This is a genomic window from Brucella sp. LJL56 (assembly GCF_054871705.1).
In genome coordinates this window covers 1,434,866-1,452,826 of the sequence record NZ_JBTXLQ010000001.1, presented here as the reverse complement: position 1 = coordinate 1,452,826, position 17,961 = coordinate 1,434,866, and the positions used below count along the sequence as shown (strand labels likewise).

The window sequence follows — 17,961 nt, the reverse complement described above, 5'->3', positions numbered from 1 at the left end:
GCGGTATTTGAGAAAGCATGGTACGATGAAAACCAACAGGATTTCCTTCCAGGGTGAAGCGGGCGCAAATTCCGATACGGCGTGCCGCAACATGTTTCCCGATATGGAGCCGTTGCCGTGCCCGACTTTTGAGGATGCCTTCAACGCGGTTGAAACCGGTGCCGCCGATCTGGCCATGATCCCGATCGAGAACACGCTGGCCGGTCGCGTCGCCGATATTCATTATCTGCTGCCGCTGGCCGACATGCATATCATCGGCGAATATTTCCTGCCGATCCATTTTCAGTTGATGGTGCTTCCGGGCGTCAAGCGCGAGGAAATCAAGACCGTTCACAGCCATGTCCATGCGCTTGGCCAGTGCCGCAACGTCATCCGTCAGAACGGCTGGAAGGGCGTCATTGCTGGCGATACGGCGGGAGCCGCGCGTCTCGTCGCCGATATGAACGATCGCTCCATGGCGGCATTGGCGCCAAGCCTTGCAGCCGAGCTCTACGGTCTCGATATTCTGGAAGAAAATGTCGAGGATGCGGAAGACAATGTGACTCGCTTCGTGGTCCTGTCCAAGAGCAAGCAGTGGGCGCCGCGTCCTGAAAATGGCGAGCGCATCGTGACGACTTTTGTTTTCCGCGTGCGCAACGTACCGGCCGCGCTCTACAAGGCGCTGGGCGGTTTTGCCACCAATGGCATCAACATGACGAAGCTCGAAAGCTATCAGATCGGCGGACGCTTCATTGCCACGCAGTTTTATGCCGATGTCGAAGGACATCCGGAGGACCACAACCTGCAACTCGCGCTGGAGGAGCTCCGCTTCTTCACCAAGGAAGTGCGCATTCTCGGCGTCTATCAGGGTAGCGATATTCGCGGCACACAGTTGCTCGCCGCCGAATAATCAGCCCGCGTCGTAGGCCCAGGCCTTTATGAGATGGGTTGCGATGGCGCCGGATGGCGGCACCCGCAACCCATTTGCATGTGTGCCTTCCAACATGGTGCGCACTTCGGCCTTCGAGAACCAGCGACCGTCTTCCAGCTCCGAGCGGTCGATGGTGAAGTCGTCGCTCAGAACCTCCGCGTGGCAGCCGATCATCAGCGAATAGGGAAACGGCCAGGGCTGGCTCGCATGATAGGCGACGCGACCGATGGCGAGCCCCATTTCCTCGACACTTTCGCGGCGCACAGCGGCCTCGATCGTTTCGCCATGCTCGATGAAGCCTGCGAGACAGGAATAGGAGCCGGGCGCAAAATGGGGCCCGCGTGCCAGAATGCATTTTTCGCCACGCACCGGCAGCATGATTGCGACCGGATCGGTGCGCGGGAAATGTTCGGCGCCGCAGTTCGGGCATTGCCGCTTGGCCCCGCCGGCGCGCATTTCGGTTTTCGTGCCGCAACGTCCACAGAAACGGTGATTGGCATGCCATGCGGTGAGTGCGGCGGCTTGCGCCAGCGCGCCGAGCAGATCGGCAGATACCAGCCCTTCCGTATAGATGCTGCGATAATCCTGCAGGCGGAAAGGCTGTTCCATCGTCTCGGGGTCGAGCGGTGTCGTCAACGCGACAAGCGGCACGCCGTCCTGAAGTCCGAGCAGAACGGGTTCATTGAGATCGGGCGCAAACTCCTTCACCTCACCAAGGCGGAACAGGGCGCGCGGCGCTTTCTCATCGGCATAGTCGAGCAGCAACCTGTTGCCGCCCAGCAGCATGATTCGCGTTTCGGGAAGTTCCAGCGCCGTGAAGGCAGAATCATCCTGTCGCTTTTCGGATTGGCGGTCGATTCGATTGCCGGAAAATCCGACAGATCGGCTCGGTTCGATTTCCGGCAGGTCATAGAGACGGAAAGCCATGATGCTCTCTGGAAAGTATTGGGGGAAAACAGAGCGCATCCCGAAAAGATGCGCGTGAAAAAACTAAAGCGCCGCGCGAATGTCGGCGATCAGTTGGTGGGCGGCTTTTTCGTCATAGGTCTCGCGAGTGCCGAAGCCCCAGACAGGGCCGGGCCAGCCCGCATCGTCCTCATTGCGGGCGATCACATGCAGATGGAGCTGTCGGACGATATTGCCGAGCGCGCCTGTGTTGATCTTCTGGCACGCTGTCGCTGTCTTGAGCGCCTGCGCCACAATGCCGGTCTCGAAGGTCAGCATGGTCTGGTCGAGCGGGGTCATGTCGTGAATTTCGGTGAGACCAGGGCGGCGCGGCACCAGGATCAGCCATGGCCAGCGCTTGTCATTCATCAGCCGAAGCTCGCACAAGCCAAGCTTGGCGACAGAAAAAGTGTCGGCATGAAGTCGTTTATCGAGTTCGAATTGTTCCATAAGCCGATTCTTATCAGTTTTTTTCGTTCGGCGCTTGCTTTTTGCGTGGCAATTGACGATATGCAAGTCGGGAGGTTGGTGGTGGACGAGCCACTCGCCAACCGGGTCAGGTCCGGAAGGAAGCAGCCCTAACGAGCCACGGCACGGGTCATCGTGCCAGCCTCCCACCCTTTCTCACGACGCCGACGACTGTTGATGGGTTGCCTCTTTGGTTGACGCCGCTCATGCGTCCGGTCCAAACTGGCGACTGAGAAAAAAAGCGGAACAGGAAGAACGGAAGGGCAGCTCATGGACACAAAATCCGCTGATGGCGCCTATCGCGTTCTCGCCCGCAAATATCGCCCCCAGAATTTCAACGACCTTATCGGCCAGGAGCCGATGGTTCGTACGCTCAAGAACGCGTTCGAGACGGGCCGCATTGCGCAGGCCTGGATGCTTACCGGCGTTCGCGGGGTCGGCAAGACGACCACGGCGCGCATTCTGGCGCGCGCGCTCAATTACAAGACCGATACGGTCGACCAGCCGACTATCGATCTTTCCGTGCAGGGCGAAAACTGCCAGGCGATCATGGAAGGCCGTCATGTCGATGTGATCGAGATGGACGCCGCCTCGCATACGGGCATCGATGACATCCGCGAGATCATCGAGCAGGTGCGCTATCGCCCGGTTTCTGCGCGTTATAAAGTCTATATCATCGACGAAGTGCACATGCTCTCCAATCAGGCTTTCAACGGCCTGTTGAAGACGCTGGAAGAGCCGCCGCCGCACGTCAAATTCATCTTTGCCACCACCGAAATCCGAAAAGTTCCGATCACGGTCCTGTCGCGCTGCCAGCGCTTCGACCTGCGCCGCATCGAATCGGGCACGCTGGCGCAACATCTGCGTCGCATCGCGGAAGCGGAACAGATTGCGGTGGATGACACATCGCTCGCCATGATCGCACGCGCAGGCGAAGGCTCGGCACGCGATTCGCTGTCGATCTTCGATCAGGCCATTGCGCATGGTGCGGGCACCGTTACAGCCGAAGCCGTGCGCTCCATGCTGGGCCTTGCCGACCGTGCCCGTATCATCGACCTCTTCGAGATGCTGATCCGCGGCGATGTAGCTGGCGCACTGACAGAGTTTCGTGCGCAATATGATGTGGGTGCCGACCCGTCGGTCGTGCTGACCGATCTTGCCGATTTCAACCACCTGGTGACACGCCTGCGTTTCACGCCGGATGTGGCCGAAGACGTGTCCCTGTCGGAAGATGAGCGCGTGCGCGGTCGGGAATTCGCGCAGAAACTTTCTGTCCGTGTGCTGTCGCGCACCTGGCAGATGCTGCTCAAGGGCATTGCGGAAGTCGATACGGCGACGAGACCGGTTCAGGCTGCAGAAATGCTTTTGATCCGGCTTGCCCATGCAGCCGATCTGCCGACGCTGGAGGAAGCGATCCGTGGTCTCGATAATGGCTCTGTTTCGGCGCCGCGTTCGCAGCCGGGCAATCCGCGGCCAAATGGCGGCGGCGGTCACCCTGAAGCGCGTTTTGCCACCGATGCGGTTGGTTCGTCCTCGATGGCTCCCGTCTCCGGTGGACCGGCAACGGCCATGCGTATCGTGGAAACGCCGCCACAACCGATTCAGCCGTCTGCTGCACCGCAGCAATTCGTCGAGAATGCGCCGCAGCCTTCCGTGCCGGTCAACAGCCTGCATGACATCGTTGCACTGGCCGACAAGCATCGCGACATGCAGTTCAAGATTCTGGTCAAGAGCTGTGTGCGGCTGGCATCCATCGTGCCGGGACGGCTGGAAATCGGCTTGACCGACGATGCGCCGAAATCGCTGCCGAGCGACATTTCGCAACGCCTCCTGAACTGGACCGGCATTCGCTGGGTGGTGACCGTCGCGCGCGACGTGGCGGGGCAGACCATTTCGGAGGCGGAAACCGAGCGACGCGACAATCTGGTGACCGACGCCCGTGCCGATCCCGATGTCGCCGCTATTCTCGCGGCCTTTCCGGGCGCGAAGATTACCGACGTGCGCATTGCCGTGCCGGAACAGAATGACGACGAGGACATTGACCTCGATGCTGTGGTGGAAACACCGGACGCACCGTCTGAAGACGACTGAATTACGGAATGATGGAGTGAACCCATGCGTGACATGATGGGCATGATGAAGCAGGCGAAGGAATTGCAGGCCAAGATGAAGGCCATGCAGGATGAAATCGCCAATCTGGAAGCCTCGGCCTCTTCGGGCGGGGGGCTGGTGACGATCACGCTTTCCGGCAAGGGCACCTTGTCGGCACTGAAGATCGACCCGTCGCTGATGAAGGACGAAGAGGTTGAAATCCTCGAAGACCTGATTATCGCGGCGCATAACGATGCCAAGGCCAAGCTCGAAGCGGCCATGGCTGAGAAGACGCAGTCGCTCACCGCGGGTCTGCCGGTTCCTCCGGGGTTTAAGCTGCCGTTTTAGGGGAATAGGGCAGTAAGGCATTAGGGCAGTATGTTTTTCTGCCCGAAACGCTGCTGCCTCTGCTTTCCCTATTGCCCTATCGCCCTACTGCCTTATTGCCTTAAAAGATGTCCAAACGAATAGCCGGTCCTGAAATCGAACGTCTCATCCAGCTTCTGGCCCGCGTGCCGGGGCTTGGACCGCGTTCGGCCCGCCGTGCGGCGCTGCACCTCATCAAGAAGAAGGAAGCGCTTCTGGTGCCGCTTGGCGGCGCCATGCAGGAAGCTGCCGAAAAGGTGCGCATCTGTTCGTGCTGCGGCAATGTCGATACGTCCGATCCGTGCACGATCTGCACCGATGAACGTCGCGATCCGACAACCCTCATCGTGGTGGAAGACGTTTCCGATCTCTGGGCATTGGAACGGGCTGGCACGATGAATGTGCGCTATCATGTCCTCGGCGGTCGCCTGTCGCCGCTCGATGGCATCGGCCCGGACGATCTCAACATCAAGGGTCTGGTGGAACGGGTTGCCACCGGTGAAATCAAGGAAGTGATTCTCGCGGTCAATGCCACCGTCGAAGGCCAGACCACCGCGCATTACATCACCGACCAGCTATCGAGCTTCGACGTGCGCGTCACGCGGCTTGCGCACGGCGTTCCGGTCGGCGGCGAACTCGATTATCTGGATGAAGGCACGCTGGCTGCCGCCTTGCGGGCACGAACGACACTCTAGGTTTGGAGACATGCATGGCAGCGGGAAATTGGAAGCGTAGCCTGAAGATTGGTCTCGCACTGGCTGCCAGTCTTGCTGTTTCTCCCACCATTGCCGCACCGTCCAAGGTGCAGATTGAAAGCCAGTATCGCAACTGGCTCGAAAAGGACCTTTGGCCGGAAGCGAAGGCGGCAGGCGTATCCCGCGCCGTGTTCGATCAGGCTTTTGCCGGTGTCTCGATCAACTGGAAGCTGCCGGACCTTGTCATTCCCGGCGAAAAGCCTTCGACACCGAAAGAGCAGAAACAGGCGGAATTCGGTGCGCCCGGCAAATATTTCAACGCGAAGACCATGGGCGCAGTCACAAGCGGCGGCAAGGCGCGCTATGGCCAATATACCAACCTCTTGAAGCGTATCGAGCAGAAATACGGTGTTCCGGGGCCTGTCCTGCTTGCCGTATGGGGCCGTGAATCCGGCTTCGGCACGGTGAAGATTCCCTACAATGCCTATGAGGTTCTCGGCACCAAGGCCTTTATGGCCACCCGCAAGGACATGTTCCGCAAGGAACTGATCGCTGCGCTCGAAATTGCTTCGAAGGGTTATATCGATGAAAGCGGGATGAAAAGCTCATGGGCGGGCGCGCTCGGCCAGCCGCAATTCATGCCGACTTCCTATCTGAAGCACGCCGTCGATTTCGACGGTGACGGCAAGCGCGACATCTGGAACTCGGTGCCGGATACGCTTGCCTCCATCGCCAATTATCTGAAGCTGCATGGCTGGCAGAAGGGGCGCGACTGGGGCTTTGAAGTGAGCGTTCCGCAGAACGTGTCCTGCTCGCTGGAAGGGCCAGATCAGGGCAAGACGATTGCCGAATGGGCCAAGCTCGGCATTACGCGGGTGAATGGGAAACCATTCCCGGCCAATGAAATGAAGGGCGAGGGCTTTCTGCTCATGCCCGCCGGTCGCTACGGTCCGGCCTTTGTCGTGAGCCCGAATTTCTACGTGCTCAAAGATTATAATATGAGCGATCTCTATGCGCTCTTCATCGGTCACGTCGGTGATCGTATCGCCTATGGTGCGGGCGATTTCAGCCGTGGATGGGGCGATGTCGGCTCCATGTATCGCTCTGATATCGGCGCAATGCAGAAACGCATGCAGGCGCTGGGCTATGATGTCGGCAAGCCGGATGGTCTGCCCGGCTTCAAGACGCGCCGCTCGATTGGCCTGTGGCAGGCGAAAAACGGCATGGAGTCAACCTGCTTCCCGCAGCCGGAGCTATTACGTCAGATCCGCTGATCCCCGCCGCTCAGCAAGTTGGCGAAAGACTGCAGCGCTTTCGTTCTGTAACGGTCGTTGTGCTGCAGCATGAGAAACTGGCGCTGTGGGAGAGCAAAATCCGCCTTTACCAGTGTTCCGGCAGCAAGATGCGGGGCGGCGACAAGTTCCGAGATGGCTGTTACATAGTCACCCGAACGCACCGCCGAGCAGATGGCTTCGTTCGAGGGCAGTTCCAGCGCTACATGCAGACGCGCTGGATTGTAACCGGAAGCGCGCATCGCATCCTCGAAAACGCTGCGCGTTCCCGATCCCTGTTCACGTAGAATCCATTTTCCCTCGAAAAGCCGATCCCAGGTGAGCTTGCCGCCTGTACCCCAGTCATGATCGGGGCGCGCCACCAGAATAAGCTGGTCGCTTGCAACCTTGCTGATTGATAGCGACGGCGCCTGCACAGCGCCTTCCACAAGGCCGATATCTGCAACACCTTCCTGTGTCGCTTCGGTGACGCTTTCCGTATTGCCGAGCGTCAGCCGCACGTCGATGAGGGGGAAGGCGGCGTGGAACCGTGCCAGAAAGGACGGCAGCCAATAGCTGGCGATGGTCTGACTGGCATGAATGGCGAGGATGCCGCGCTTGCCGCCGCCAAGTTCCGACAGCATCTGCTCGGCGGAACGAGCGCGTGAAAGTGTGGAGCGCGCCTCGTCCAGAAACATGCGTCCGTCGCCGGTCAGTTCTATCCGACGCCCAATACGGTTGAAGAGCGTCGCTCCGTAGCGGTCTTCCATCGTGCGGATAGCCGAACTGACCGCCGAAGGCGTCAGGTGCAAGGCTTCCGAGGCCCGCGTGAGGTGCTCTCGTTCGGCCACTTCAATGAAAATTCGCAATTGTTCCAGTGTCATAGCATCTATCATTCGATTTTATCGAATAAAATATGACATATAATGAAATGGATTGAACAGGGAAAATCGGGCATTTGGTGAGAAAATAATTCTCATTCACTTTGAAATGCTGAAAATGACCTACTCCAAAATCCAGAACATCCTCCCAGGACTTGGCTTGAGTGTCGCCGTCGCAATAGCGGCGATTGGACTTGAAAGAGTCGAGGAACATTATGCGGGGCGCGCCTGGCTCGAAGCGCTGGTGATCGCCATTCTCCTCGGTACCGTGGTGCGCACGTTCCTGCGTCCGGGCAAGCAATTCAACAAGGGCATCGGTTTTTCCGCCAAGCTTCTTCTGGAGATTGCCGTCGTGCTGCTCGGTGCATCGATCAGCGCCAGTGCGGTGGTGGCTGCAGGTTCGGGGCTCATCTTCGGCATTGCAGGTGTGGTGGTGCTGGCGATTACACTGAGCTACGGGATCGGGCGTTTGCTGAAGCTTCCGCATCGCATGGCCGTACTGGTCGCCTGCGGCAATTCCATTTGCGGTAACTCCGCCATTGCTGCGACTGCGCCGGTCATTGGTGCTGGAAGTGAAGACGTGGCGGCCTCCATCGCCTTCACCGCAATTCTCGGCGTGGTCGTCGTGCTGCTCCTGCCGCTGCTGGTACCGCTTCTGGGGCTGTCGCACACGCAATATGGCGTGCTGGCGGGCCTGACTGTCTACGCAGTGCCACAGGTTCTGGCCGCGACCGCTCCGGTCGCGACGATCAGCGTGCAGCTTGGTACATTGGTGAAGCTTGTGCGCGTGCTGATGCTTGGGCCGGTCATTCTCGCACTGGCGCTTCTCGCCGGTAACAAGAATGCGGAGGTCAAGCCAGGTTTCTTCCAACTGGTGCCGTGGTTCATCATCGGCTTTCTCGGCATGATGGCGCTGCATTCGTTGCATCTGATCCCGGAAACGATTCTGCCCGGTATTCAATATGCCTCGACCCTTCTCACGATCATTTCGATGGCAGCTCTCGGCCTCGGTGTGGACATCCGTTCGGTCGCATCGGCAGGCGGTCGGGTCACCTTGACCGCCGTACTTTCGCTCGTGGCCCTCTGCGCCATCAGCCTTGGCCTGATCCATATGCTCAGTGTTGCATAAAAAAGCCGGGATGGTTCACATCCCGGCTATTCTCCTACAGCTTATTGTCAGCTTTTCTTGGCGGCGTCAGCCGGTTTGGTAGCGTCGGCGGGCTTTTCGTTCGCTGGCGCATTGGCCGTTTTGCCAGCGCCCTTATTGTCGTCCATCGACATATTGGAGCGGATCGTGACCATATGTTCGGCCTTGATGAGTGTCAGATTGGCTTCGTAATATTTGCTGTCTGCGAGTTGCTCCAAAGCCAGATCGACGTCCTTGTCGATGGCGGGCAGATTAGCCGTCGTTTCGGTTATCACCAGATCTATATCCGCGAGCTTCAGTTCTTCCTGCGCCTCTTTCTTGCGGCCATTCTGGATATGCTCGTTGGCCTTTTTGAGATGCGCGGCCTTTTCCGGCGTCAGCTTGTAGTCATCGACGACGCCGACTTCCATATCGACCGGCAGTGTGCCTGATTGAACCTCGGCGATTTCATCGGCCGAAGCGCCGGCCGTTTTCATCTTGTCGAGCAGTGAAGGGGTGTCTTTCAGCGCCTTGTCCAGATCGTCCTTGACGGTCGTCAGGATGATCTTTGCCTGGTCCGGCGTTCCCTGAAAAATGGCCAGTCGCGCCAGTGTGACGCCGCGCACCGCTGCAAGACCGTCACCGGAAATCGCATCCAGCTTCTTGATGGTGTCCTGCTGTGCAGCTTTCGTGCTCTGTGCTGCAGCAGCCTTCGGCTTTGCCGTATCATCAGCGAAGCTGGGCGCTGCAAAGGAAGCGCTCAGCAGGGCGGTTGAAAGCAGAATAACGGGCAGGGAATTGGTTTTGCTAATCATCGTATGCAATCCGTTCTAAAATAACTGTTTTGGATATTTAAGATGAATGGCTGTCTGAAAGCTTTTATCCTCCATTATTATTGTAGAAAAATTACCGGTTATTTGACTGTTATGATTGAAATACAGTTTTGGATCAGTACTGATCTGATACAAAGGGTCGGCCCAATTCGTGACCATTTCGTGGCAAACGAAAATTCTTAAATTTATTTAATAAAGAAAAAGCCCGCCGGGAGGCGGGCTTCTTCATGTTCAGTCGAAGGAAAAAGATTAGTTCTTTTCCGACTTCTTCATGGCTGCAGCAAGAATGTCGCCGAGCGAAGCACCGGAGTCGGACGAACCGTACTGAGCAACTGCTTCCTTTTCTTCGGCGATTTCGAGTGCCTTGATCGAGACCTGCAGCTTGCGGGTCTTCTTGTCGAAAGCGATGACGCGGGCGTCAACCTTCTGACCGACCGTGAAGCGTTCCGGACGCTGTTCATCGCGATCACGCGAAAGATCCGAGCGGCGGATGAAGCTGTCGAGATCGTGGTCGACGAGACGGACTTCGAGGCCACCGTCGGTAACGGCAGTCACTTCGCAGGTTACAACGGCGTTCTTGCGCAGTTCACCCGAAGCTGCTGCTTCACCGACCTTGTCGCCGGAAAGCTGCTTGATGCCGAGCGAGATGCGTTCCTTGTCGATGTCAACGTCGAGAACGACAGCCTTGACGACTTCACCCTTGTTGTACTCTTCGATGACCTGTTCGCCCGGACGGTTCCAGTCGAGGTCGGAGAGGTGAACCATGCCGTCAACGTCGCCGTCGAGGCCAATGAACAGGCCAAATTCGGTCTTGTTCTTGACTTCACCTTCAACAACCGTACCGACAGGGTACTTCTGGGCAAAGGTCGTCCACGGATTGTCGAGGGTCTGCTTGAGGCCCAGCGAGATACGGCGCTTGACCGGATCAACTTCGAGCACAACGACTTCGACTTCCTGCGTGGTGGACAGAATCTTGCCCGGATGGACATTCTTCTTGGTCCACGACATTTCGGAAACGTGGATGAGGCCTTCGATGCCCGGCTCGATTTCGACGAATGCACCGTAGTCGGTGATGTTCGTGACGGTGCCGGTGATCTTTTTGCCGATCGGGTACTTCGCGCCGATACCATCCCAAGGATCGCTCTCGAGCTGCTTCATGCCGAGCGAGATACGATGGGTTTCCTGGTTGATGCGGATGATCTGCACCTTGACCGTCTGGCCGATGGTGAGGATTTCCGACGGATGGTTGACGCGGCGCCATGCCATGTCGGTCACGTGCAGGAGACCGTCGATGCCGCCGAGGTCAACGAACGCACCGTAATCGGTGATGTTCTTGACGACGCCTTCAACGACCTGACCTTCTTCAAGGTTCTGGACGATTTCCGAACGCTGTTCCGCACGGCTCTCTTCGAGAACGGTACGACGCGAGACAACGATGTTGCCGCGACGCTTGTCCATCTTGAGGATTTCGAACGGCTGCGGGACGTGCATGAGCGGGGTGACGTCGCGGATCGGGCGGATGTCGACCTGCGAACGCGGCAGGAAGGCAACAGCGCCGTCGAGGTCGACGGTGAAACCACCCTTGACCTGATTGAAGATGACGCCATCGACGCGCTCGCCATTGGCGAACTTCTGCTCGAGCTTGACCCAGCTTTCTTCACGGCGTGCTTTTTCGCGCGACAGGACAGCTTCGCCCAGAGCGTTTTCGATGCGCTCGACGTAAACTTCCACTTCGTCGCCCGGCTTCAGCGTGCCGTCTTTGCCCTTTGCGCCGAATTCCTTCAGCGGCACGCGGCCTTCGACCTTCAGACCGGCGTCGATGATCGCCATGTCCTTTTCAATGGCCACGATGCGGCCCTTGACGACATAACCTTCAGCAAGGTCGTTCGTTGCAAAGGATTCCGCCAGCAGCGATTCGAAGTCTGCGAGGGATGGATTGAATTCTGACATGAATACTCCTGGTGCATCCGGAAAATTCATCGGATGCGGCGCCGGGGGTTAGTGTTGCGTTATGCCCGACCTCGGCCCCGTCTTTGCAGACAACCGGCGCGTGGAACGCGAAGTCAGGCTTTTCAGTATGAGTGCAGCCTATATAGGTCCGAACTCAGGATTGTCCAGCTTTTCGGGGCACAATGAAGCCCGGAAAGCTTAAAACCTAAAGCTTAAACCTGCCGGATCATCCCCGATGCTGCGCCAAAGCGTGATCGATCAGCTTTTTTGCGGCCAGAAATGCCGCTTCTATACTCATTTCGCTCGTATCAAGCAAGTGCGCGTCTTCTGCAGGCTTCAGTGGAGAATCGATGCGGTTCGTGTCGCGTTCGTCGCGTTTTCTGAGGTCAGCCAGTATTTCCGCGAAATCCGCCTTCTCGCCCCGCGCCACAATCTCTTCATAGCGACGCTCGGCGCGCACTTCCGGCGAAGCCGTGACAAAGAGCTTTATGGCTGCATCGGGACAGACGACGGTGCCGATATCGCGCCCGTCAAGCACGCTCGAGGGCAGGGCATTGGCGAAATTGCGCTGCGCTTCGACAAGCGCACGCCGGACCTTCGGCATGACCGCGACTTTCGATGCCGCTTCGCCGATCATGTGAGCCGAAAGCACGGCCTTGTCCATCTCGCGCAGATCGAGGTTCAACGCGGCGTCCGCCGCCACCGCTTCGTCGTCGAGAGGCAGCCCCTTGTCGATAAGCGCCTTGGCGACGGCGCGATAGGTCAGTCCCGTGTCGAGATGCGGCATGCCGTAGTGAATGGCGATGCGCCGGGCAAGGGTTCCCTTGCCCGAGGCGGCTGGTCCGTCGATAGCGACAATGAACGGCGTCATTGCGCGTCGCTCAGCTCGATCTTCGCGCCCAGTCCCGGCATCATGTCCATGAATTCGGGGAAGGACGTGGCGATCATCGTGCTGTCGTCGACCGTCACCGGCTTTTCCGATGCCAGACCCATCACGAGGAAGCTCATCGCGATGCGGTGATCGAGATGGGTTGCGACCGTACCGCCACCCAGTCCCTTGCCGTCGGGGCGGCCGCGGACCGTCAGCGACATCTCGCCTTCGGTGCAATCGACGCCATTGGCTTCAAGGCCACGTGCAACGGCTGCGAGACGATCCGATTCCTTGACGCGCAGCTCGTCCAGACCGTCCATCACGGTTTCGCCTTCCGCGAAGGAGGCGGCAATCGCCAGAACCGGATATTCATCGATCATCGACGGTGCACGTTCCGGCGGAACGGTAACGCCCTTGAGCTTCGAGGCCTTCACACGAAGATCGGCAACATCCTCGCCGCCAGCAAGACGGGCATTGAGCACTTCGATATCGGCGCCCATTTCCTGTAGCGTCAGGATCAGGCCGGTGCGGGTCGGGTTCATCAGCACATTGCGGATGGTAACGTCCGAACCTTCGACCAGAAGGGCGGCAACGAGCGGGAAGGCCGTCGAGGATGGATCACCCGGTACGTCGATGGTCTGGCCGGTAAGCTTGCCCTGGCCGGTGATGCGGATATGACGCACGCCATCCTTGTCGGTTTCAACCGAAAGATCGGCGCCAAAGCCCTGCAGCATCTTTTCCGTATGGTCGCGGGTCATGACCGGCTCGATCACGGTGGTGACGCCCGGCGCATTGAGACCGGCGAGCAGCACGGCGGACTTCACCTGTGCGGAAGCCATCGGCACGCGATAGGTGATCGGATTGGCTGTTTTGGGGCCAATCAGCGTCAATGGCATGCGGTCGCCTTCGGCTGCTTCCACCTGAACGCCCATTTCACGCAAGGGATTCAGCACGCGGCCCATAGGGCGCGAGGTCAGCGATGCATCGCCGATAAAGGAGGTTTTCATGTCATAGGTGCCGACAAGGCCCATGGTGAGGCGCGCACCGGTTCCGGCATTGCCGAAATCGAGCGCAGCTTCGGGCTGCAACAGGCAGCCATTGCCGACGCCGTTGATGATCCAGACATCACCATCCTTGCGGATTTTTGCGCCCATGGCCTGCATGGCGCGACCCGTATTGATGACGTCTTCACCTTCCAAGAGGCCGGTGATGCGGGTTTCATCCGATGCAAGGCCACCAAACATGAAGGAGCGATGCGAGATGGACTTGTCGCCCGGAATGCGGATTTCGCCCGTGAGTGCCTCCGAGCGGCGGGCAGTTGCTGGTTTCGGGAATGCAGAATGGGACATGGATTTTTCACAGTCACATTTTTGGCGCGGACACGCGCCGGGATTGAGAGATAAGCGGGGCTTCCCTAGCATAGGATAAAGCCGGGGTCATCCGCGAATACGCGGCGTGGGCGACACGGAGTTTCAAGAGTCTGCATGTCCCGTTGCGTTTGGCTTTGACAAACGCGCCAAATTGCGTTTATGCACCGGACAACAATATAAATGCGCTTAAGACTTGCCTCTTGCCATATGTTTGAGTGAACAGCATGGTGTTAGGCAACATGCTTCAAGGCAATCATCTCGGCGCGATTTTATGAATTTGTGTCCCCGTGCAAATTAACGAGGCTAGACGTGACAAAAGCTGAACTAGGTACCAAGCGTATCGACCCGGAAACGGGCAAGAAATTTTACGATCTCAATCGCGATCCGATCGTTTCGCCCTATACCGGCATTTCCTATCCGCGTTCGTACTTCGACTCCACGCTTGAAAGCCGCATTGTCGAAGAGGAAACCGAAGAGGAAGAAGTCGATACGGCGCTCGAAAAGCCGGAATTCGTTTCGCTCGAGGATGCCGACGACGAAGCCAAAGGCAGCGGCGACGATTTGCCGGATCTGGGCGACGACGACGATGTTGATCTCGGCGACGACGATGAAGACACCTTCCTCGAAGAAGAGGAAGACGAGGACGACGACATGTCGGGCATTCTCGGCGGTGGTGTCGGCGGCGACGACGAAGAGGGTTGATCCGTCTGCGGATCAAGATCTGATGCTTTTTGCGAGGCGGCCTTCGGGGCGCCTCGTTTCGTTTGAAGCGCATCCGCATGGGTGCTTCAGCTCGATCTGTGAATTATTTTTGGCAGATGTGAAAAGAGTTGCGATTTAGCTCTTGATCTTCTGACGAACGCCATTTAATAAGCCGCCACACCGGGCAGCAAGTCCTGCCCGATGCGCCTCGAAAGAGGTCTGATGGGGCCATAGCTCAGCTGGGAGAGCGCCTGCATGGCATGCAGGAGGTCAGCGGTTCGATCCCGCTTGGCTCCACCAAATTTTCCTTCCTAAAAAGTTCTAACGCATGTCGCTGAAAGTCAGCGATATTTTGCGTTTTCCTTGCATGTCCCGCCAGGCCGATGACCGTCATTGGACAAAACCGGCTGGAGCGCTATGTCGTTTCCCATGACAGAGATGATCTTGGCGACGTTTGACTGGGTTCCCAAAATGCCGCGCGGCTTTGTGCGTGATCTCCGGGTGCGTTGGGCGCTGGAGGAAGCCGGGCTGCCCTATCGCGTCGAAGGCGTTCCGTTCAAGAATCGGGGGCCCGAACATTTCACCCATCAGCCCTTCGGGCAGGTGCCATGGCTGATCGATGGCGATATGTCGGTCTTCGAAAGCGGCGCTATCCTGCTTCATATCGCCGAGAAGAGCGATGCGCTCCTGCCGGGCGATGCGAGGGCGCGAAACGAGGTCATACAATGGCTGTTTGCTGCATTGAATTCGGTCGAAATGGCCGCCTTGCCACTCGCCCTCTATAAATTCACCGGTGATGAAGAGCAGACACCGGGACGTCAGCTCATGGACAGTTTCCTGGCCGGTCGGCTGGGGCATATGGAACAGGCACTGTCAGGCCGTGAATGGCTGACGGACAGTTTCTCGGTTGCCGACATTCTGATGGCTGACGTGTTGCGTCTGGTCGATCACTTCGACGGACTGGCGCAGCATCCTGCTTGCCGTGCCTATGTCGCGCGCGCCACGACACGGCCCGCATTCCAGAAAGCCTTTACCGACCAGATGGAGCATTTCGCTGCCGCAGACTGACGCGTGCATCGAAATTCTCGCATCAGGCACCTTGCACGCCTAAATTGCGCTCAACAATGCCTTGAAATTGATAAATAGAACGTCATCCAAAAATTTCCCGCTGAAACGACAATCCTGTCGATCGTCATTTCATCCCGTCGGAATATGCTCCTAGAGTGCCGTGCGTCCATTTGGACGCACAAAGGTCGCTCTAAATGGTTGAATCTACGAATCGTACTTTCCAAAAACCGATTCCGATTTTTGGGCCGATGCTGTAGAAACTCGTGACGAAGTCCATCGGGAGAGGGGCGGACTTCACACCGTTACTGGCCGTTACCGGGAGGAATGATGAGCACCAACGCAGTTCCCACGCAGTTTTCGCATGACCATCCGCTGTGGCAACCGGATGCGGGGCGCAAAGCCGCCAGTAATCTGGAACAATTCCGCATTCGTGCAGAACAGCGCACGGGCTTGAGCCTGCCGGATTATGCCGCGCTGCATCGCTGGTCTGTCGAGGATCGCGTCGGGTTCTGGCAGCTTGTATGGGATTTCTGCGCGGTCATCGGTGAGCGTGGCAATACCGTCCTTGTCGACAAGGGGCATATGCGCGAGGCAAAGTTCTTCCCCGAGGCGCGGCTCAACTTTGCCGAAAACCTGTTGCGCTACCACGGCGGAGAGGAAGCCATTGTCTTCCGTGGCGAAGACAAGGTCGAGCGCCGCCTGACATGGGACGATCTTCATGCGCTGGTCTCGAAGCTGCAGCAATTCATGCTGGCGGAAGGCGTTCGGCCTGGCGACCGCGTGGCGGGCATGATGCCCAACATGCCGGAGGCCGTAGCCCTGATGCTGGCCGCTTCGTCCATCGGTGCGGTTTGGTCGTCGTGTTCGCCGGATTTCGGTGTGCAAGGCGTGCTGGATCGTTTCGGACAGATCGAGCCGAAGCTTTTCTTCGCCTGCGACGGCTACTGGTACAATGGCAAGCGCATCGAGGTGGCCGACAAGATCGCCGAAGTGACGGCAAAATTGCCGGGACTGAAACGCGCCGTCATCGTCACCTATCTCGGCGAAGCGGAAGCCGTTGCGGCCAGAGCGGAAAAGGGCATTGCGCTTTACGCGGCTTTGGAACCGTTCAAGGCCAAGGACGTGGAATTCACGCGGCTCCCCTTCGATCATCCACTTTATATCCTGTTTTCTTCGGGCACGACGGGCATACCGAAATGCATCGTGCACCGGGCTGGCGGTGTGCTGCTGCAGCACCTGAAGGAACACCGTTTGCACGCCGATATTCGCGATGGCGACCGTTTCTTCTATTTCACCACATGCGGCTGGATGATGTGGAACTGGCTTGCGTCGGGCATCGCCTCCGGTGCCACATTGCTGCTTTATGACGGCTCGCCCTTCTATCCCGATGGCAATGTGTTGTTCGATTATGCCGCCGCCGAAGGCATGACCTATTTCGGTACTTCGGCGAAATTCATCGACGCCGTTTTGAAAGCCGGATTGAAGCCCGGCGAAACGCATGATCTGTCGGCACTGCGTACCGTCTCCTCGACCGGCTCGCCGCTATCACCGGAAGGCTTTGCCTTCGTCTATGAGGCGATCAAACCCGATGTGCATCTTGCGTCCATTTCTGGTGGAACGGATATCGTGTCATGCTTTGTGCTGGGCGTTCCGACCGAACCTGTCTGGCTGGGCGAAATTCAGGGCGCTGGCCTTGGCATGGCCGTCGATGTCTGGAACGACGATGGCAAGCCGGTGCGTGGCGAAAAGGGTGAACTGGTCTGCACCAAGGCTTTTCCCTGCATGCCGCTGCAATTCTGGAACGATCCGGACGGAGCGAAATATCAGGCAGCCTATTTCGAGCGTTTCGACAATATCTGGTGTCATGGCGATTTTGCCGAATGGACCGAACATGACGGCATCGTCATCCATGGCCGTTCGGATGCGACACTCAATCCCGGCGGCGTGCGTATCGGTACGGCGGAAATCTACAATCAGGTCGAGCAGATGTCGGAGATCGCCGAGGCGCTCTGCATCGGGCAGGATTGGGACAAGGATGTGCGGGTGGTGCTGTTCGTGCGCCTCGCCCAAGGTGTGATGCTCGATGACGACCTCAAGGCGCGCATCAAGGCGAAAATCCGCACCGGGGCGACGCCGCGCCACGTTCCGGCAAAAATCGTTGCCGTCCGGGATATTCCGCGCACCAAGTCCGGCAAGATCGTGGAGCTTGCCGTCCGCGATATCGTGCATGGGCGCGACGTGAAGAACCGCGAAGCATTGGCCAACCCGGAAGCGCTGGAGCTTTATCGGGATATTGTAGAGCTTCAAGAGGATTGATTTGGTTGCCGGATAATGGACGCAACAAAATTTCGTTATCCGGCAATAAATAGCCACAGAACGCCACGCAAAACGGTTGCCTATTCGACATTCACGGG

16 protein-coding genes, 1 tRNA gene and 1 other RNA gene are annotated in these 17,961 nt (G+C 58.1%); 11 read left to right on the top strand and 7 right to left on the bottom strand.

The genetic code is table 11. The annotated features are described in order from the left end of the window. Positions 1 to 25 precede the first annotated feature (25 nt). The gene (locus ACYSN1_RS06980; RefSeq protein WP_461724975.1) at positions 26 to 889 is read left to right on the top strand and encodes a prephenate dehydratase; all 864 of its coding nucleotides are present in this window, start codon (positions 26 to 28) and stop codon (positions 887 to 889) included. Here ACYSN1_RS06980 and nudC read toward each other — a convergent pair whose 3' ends face one another. Then, positions 890 to 1,837, bottom strand: a complete 948-nt coding sequence (gene nudC / locus ACYSN1_RS06975; protein ID WP_461724974.1) for an NAD(+) diphosphatase — start codon at positions 1,835 to 1,837, stop codon at positions 890 to 892. A gap of 63 nt (positions 1,838 to 1,900) precedes the next feature. After that, positions 1,901 to 2,305: an HIT domain-containing protein gene (locus ACYSN1_RS06970; protein ID WP_461724973.1), complete on the bottom strand. Its 405-nt coding sequence runs from the start codon at positions 2,303 to 2,305 to the stop codon at positions 1,901 to 1,903. A gap of 70 nt (positions 2,306 to 2,375) precedes the next feature. Here ACYSN1_RS06970 and ffs point away from each other — a divergent pair. From ffs to ACYSN1_RS06945, 5 genes are all read left to right on the top strand, one after another. Next, positions 2,376 to 2,473, top strand: an RNA gene (gene ffs / locus ACYSN1_RS06965) — signal recognition particle sRNA small type. 120 nt (positions 2,474 to 2,593) lie between these two features. Then, a complete protein-coding gene (locus tag ACYSN1_RS06960) occupies positions 2,594 to 4,414 on the top strand; it encodes a DNA polymerase III subunit gamma/tau (RefSeq protein ID WP_461724972.1) in 1,821 nt (606 codons plus the stop codon). 24 nt (positions 4,415 to 4,438) lie between these two features. Then, entirely contained in the window at positions 4,439 to 4,762 is a 324-nt protein-coding gene (locus ACYSN1_RS06955) for a YbaB/EbfC family nucleoid-associated protein (RefSeq protein WP_461724971.1), read from the top strand. Between the two features lie 107 nt (positions 4,763 to 4,869). After that, positions 4,870 to 5,475: a recombination mediator RecR gene (recR, locus tag ACYSN1_RS06950; protein WP_151557116.1), complete on the top strand. Its 606-nt coding sequence runs from the start codon at positions 4,870 to 4,872 to the stop codon at positions 5,473 to 5,475. Positions 5,476 to 5,489: 14 nt separating this feature from the next. Beyond that, positions 5,490 to 6,749 (top strand): lytic murein transglycosylase, encoded by a 1,260-nt coding sequence (locus tag ACYSN1_RS06945; protein ID WP_461724970.1) that lies wholly within the window; start codon positions 5,490 to 5,492, stop codon positions 6,747 to 6,749. Here the strand turns inward: ACYSN1_RS06945 and ACYSN1_RS06940 are convergent. Next, a complete protein-coding gene (locus ACYSN1_RS06940) occupies positions 6,737 to 7,630 on the bottom strand; it encodes a LysR substrate-binding domain-containing protein (protein WP_461724969.1) in 894 nt (297 codons plus the stop codon). The two genes, ACYSN1_RS06945 and ACYSN1_RS06940, sit on opposite strands and share 13 nt — an antisense overlap. Positions 7,631 to 7,736: 106 nt before the next feature. Between ACYSN1_RS06940 and ACYSN1_RS06935 the strand changes: the two genes are divergently transcribed. Further along, complete coding sequence (locus ACYSN1_RS06935) at positions 7,737 to 8,756, top strand: YeiH family protein (RefSeq protein WP_461725292.1); 1,020 nt, start codon at positions 7,737 to 7,739, stop codon at positions 8,754 to 8,756. A gap of 47 nt (positions 8,757 to 8,803) precedes the next feature. Here the strand turns inward: ACYSN1_RS06935 and ACYSN1_RS06930 are convergent, their stop codons facing one another. The 4 genes from ACYSN1_RS06930 to aroA form a co-directional block, all read right to left on the bottom strand. After that, entirely contained in the window at positions 8,804 to 9,568 is a 765-nt protein-coding gene (locus ACYSN1_RS06930) for a YfdX family protein (RefSeq protein ID WP_461724968.1), read from the bottom strand. A 267-nt stretch (positions 9,569 to 9,835) separates the two neighbouring features. Continuing rightward, a complete protein-coding gene (rpsA, locus tag ACYSN1_RS06925) occupies positions 9,836 to 11,536 on the bottom strand; it encodes a 30S ribosomal protein S1 (protein WP_140020664.1) in 1,701 nt (566 codons plus the stop codon). A 226-nt stretch (positions 11,537 to 11,762) separates the two neighbouring features. Next, complete coding sequence (gene cmk / locus ACYSN1_RS06920) at positions 11,763 to 12,407, bottom strand: (d)CMP kinase (protein WP_461724967.1); 645 nt, start codon at positions 12,405 to 12,407, stop codon at positions 11,763 to 11,765. After that, a complete protein-coding gene (gene aroA, locus ACYSN1_RS06915) occupies positions 12,404 to 13,756 on the bottom strand; it encodes a 3-phosphoshikimate 1-carboxyvinyltransferase (protein ID WP_461724966.1) in 1,353 nt (450 codons plus the stop codon). The genes cmk and aroA overlap by 4 nt, the downstream gene beginning before the upstream one ends. 330 nt (positions 13,757 to 14,086) lie before the next feature. On the opposite strand from aroA, the gene ACYSN1_RS06910 reads away from it, so the two are divergent. The 4 genes from ACYSN1_RS06910 to ACYSN1_RS06895 all read left to right on the top strand — a co-directional run bounded on the left by ACYSN1_RS06910 (position 14,087) and on the right by ACYSN1_RS06895 (position 17,863). Beyond that, on the top strand, positions 14,087 to 14,479 hold the full coding sequence (locus ACYSN1_RS06910; protein ID WP_461724965.1) for a TIGR02300 family protein: 393 nt from the start codon (positions 14,087 to 14,089) through the stop codon (positions 14,477 to 14,479). A gap of 224 nt (positions 14,480 to 14,703) precedes the next feature. Then, a tRNA-Ala gene (locus ACYSN1_RS06905) sits at positions 14,704 to 14,779 on the top strand. A gap of 129 nt (positions 14,780 to 14,908) precedes the next feature. Beyond that, the gene (locus ACYSN1_RS06900) at positions 14,909 to 15,547 is read left to right on the top strand and encodes a glutathione S-transferase family protein (protein WP_461724964.1); all 639 of its coding nucleotides are present in this window, start codon (positions 14,909 to 14,911) and stop codon (positions 15,545 to 15,547) included. Between the two features lie 327 nt (positions 15,548 to 15,874). Beyond that, complete coding sequence (locus ACYSN1_RS06895; protein WP_461724963.1) at positions 15,875 to 17,863, top strand: acetoacetate--CoA ligase; 1,989 nt, start codon at positions 15,875 to 15,877, stop codon at positions 17,861 to 17,863. The last annotated feature ends 98 nt before the right edge of the window (positions 17,864 to 17,961 follow it).

What these genes read in the sequence shown, in the direction of transcription:
- ACYSN1_RS06980 (WP_461724975.1), top strand. Translation starts at nt 26, where the DNA reads ATGAAAACCAACAGGATTTCCTTCCAGGGTGAAGCGGGCGCAAATTCC.
- nudC (WP_461724974.1), bottom strand. Translation starts at nt 1,837, where the DNA reads ATGGCTTTCCGTCTCTATGACCTGCCGGAAATCGAACCGAGCCGATCT.
- ACYSN1_RS06970 (WP_461724973.1), bottom strand. Translation starts at nt 2,305, where the DNA reads ATGGAACAATTCGAACTCGATAAACGACTTCATGCCGACACTTTTTCT.
- ACYSN1_RS06960 (WP_461724972.1), top strand. Translation starts at nt 2,594, where the DNA reads ATGGACACAAAATCCGCTGATGGCGCCTATCGCGTTCTCGCCCGCAAA.
- ACYSN1_RS06955 (WP_461724971.1), top strand. Translation starts at nt 4,439, where the DNA reads ATGCGTGACATGATGGGCATGATGAAGCAGGCGAAGGAATTGCAGGCC.
- recR (WP_151557116.1), top strand. Translation starts at nt 4,870, where the DNA reads ATGTCCAAACGAATAGCCGGTCCTGAAATCGAACGTCTCATCCAGCTT.
- ACYSN1_RS06945 (WP_461724970.1), top strand. Translation starts at nt 5,490, where the DNA reads ATGGCAGCGGGAAATTGGAAGCGTAGCCTGAAGATTGGTCTCGCACTG.
- ACYSN1_RS06940 (WP_461724969.1), bottom strand. Translation starts at nt 7,630, where the DNA reads ATGACACTGGAACAATTGCGAATTTTCATTGAAGTGGCCGAACGAGAG.
- ACYSN1_RS06935 (WP_461725292.1), top strand. Translation starts at nt 7,737, where the DNA reads ATGCTGAAAATGACCTACTCCAAAATCCAGAACATCCTCCCAGGACTT.
- ACYSN1_RS06930 (WP_461724968.1), bottom strand. Translation starts at nt 9,568, where the DNA reads ATGATTAGCAAAACCAATTCCCTGCCCGTTATTCTGCTTTCAACCGCC.
- rpsA (WP_140020664.1), bottom strand. Translation starts at nt 11,536, where the DNA reads ATGTCAGAATTCAATCCATCCCTCGCAGACTTCGAATCGCTGCTGGCG.
- cmk (WP_461724967.1), bottom strand. Translation starts at nt 12,407, where the DNA reads ATGACGCCGTTCATTGTCGCTATCGACGGACCAGCCGCCTCGGGCAAG.
- aroA (WP_461724966.1), bottom strand. Translation starts at nt 13,756, where the DNA reads ATGTCCCATTCTGCATTCCCGAAACCAGCAACTGCCCGCCGCTCGGAG.
- ACYSN1_RS06900 (WP_461724964.1), top strand. Translation starts at nt 14,909, where the DNA reads ATGACAGAGATGATCTTGGCGACGTTTGACTGGGTTCCCAAAATGCCG.
- ACYSN1_RS06895 (WP_461724963.1), top strand. Translation starts at nt 15,875, where the DNA reads ATGAGCACCAACGCAGTTCCCACGCAGTTTTCGCATGACCATCCGCTG.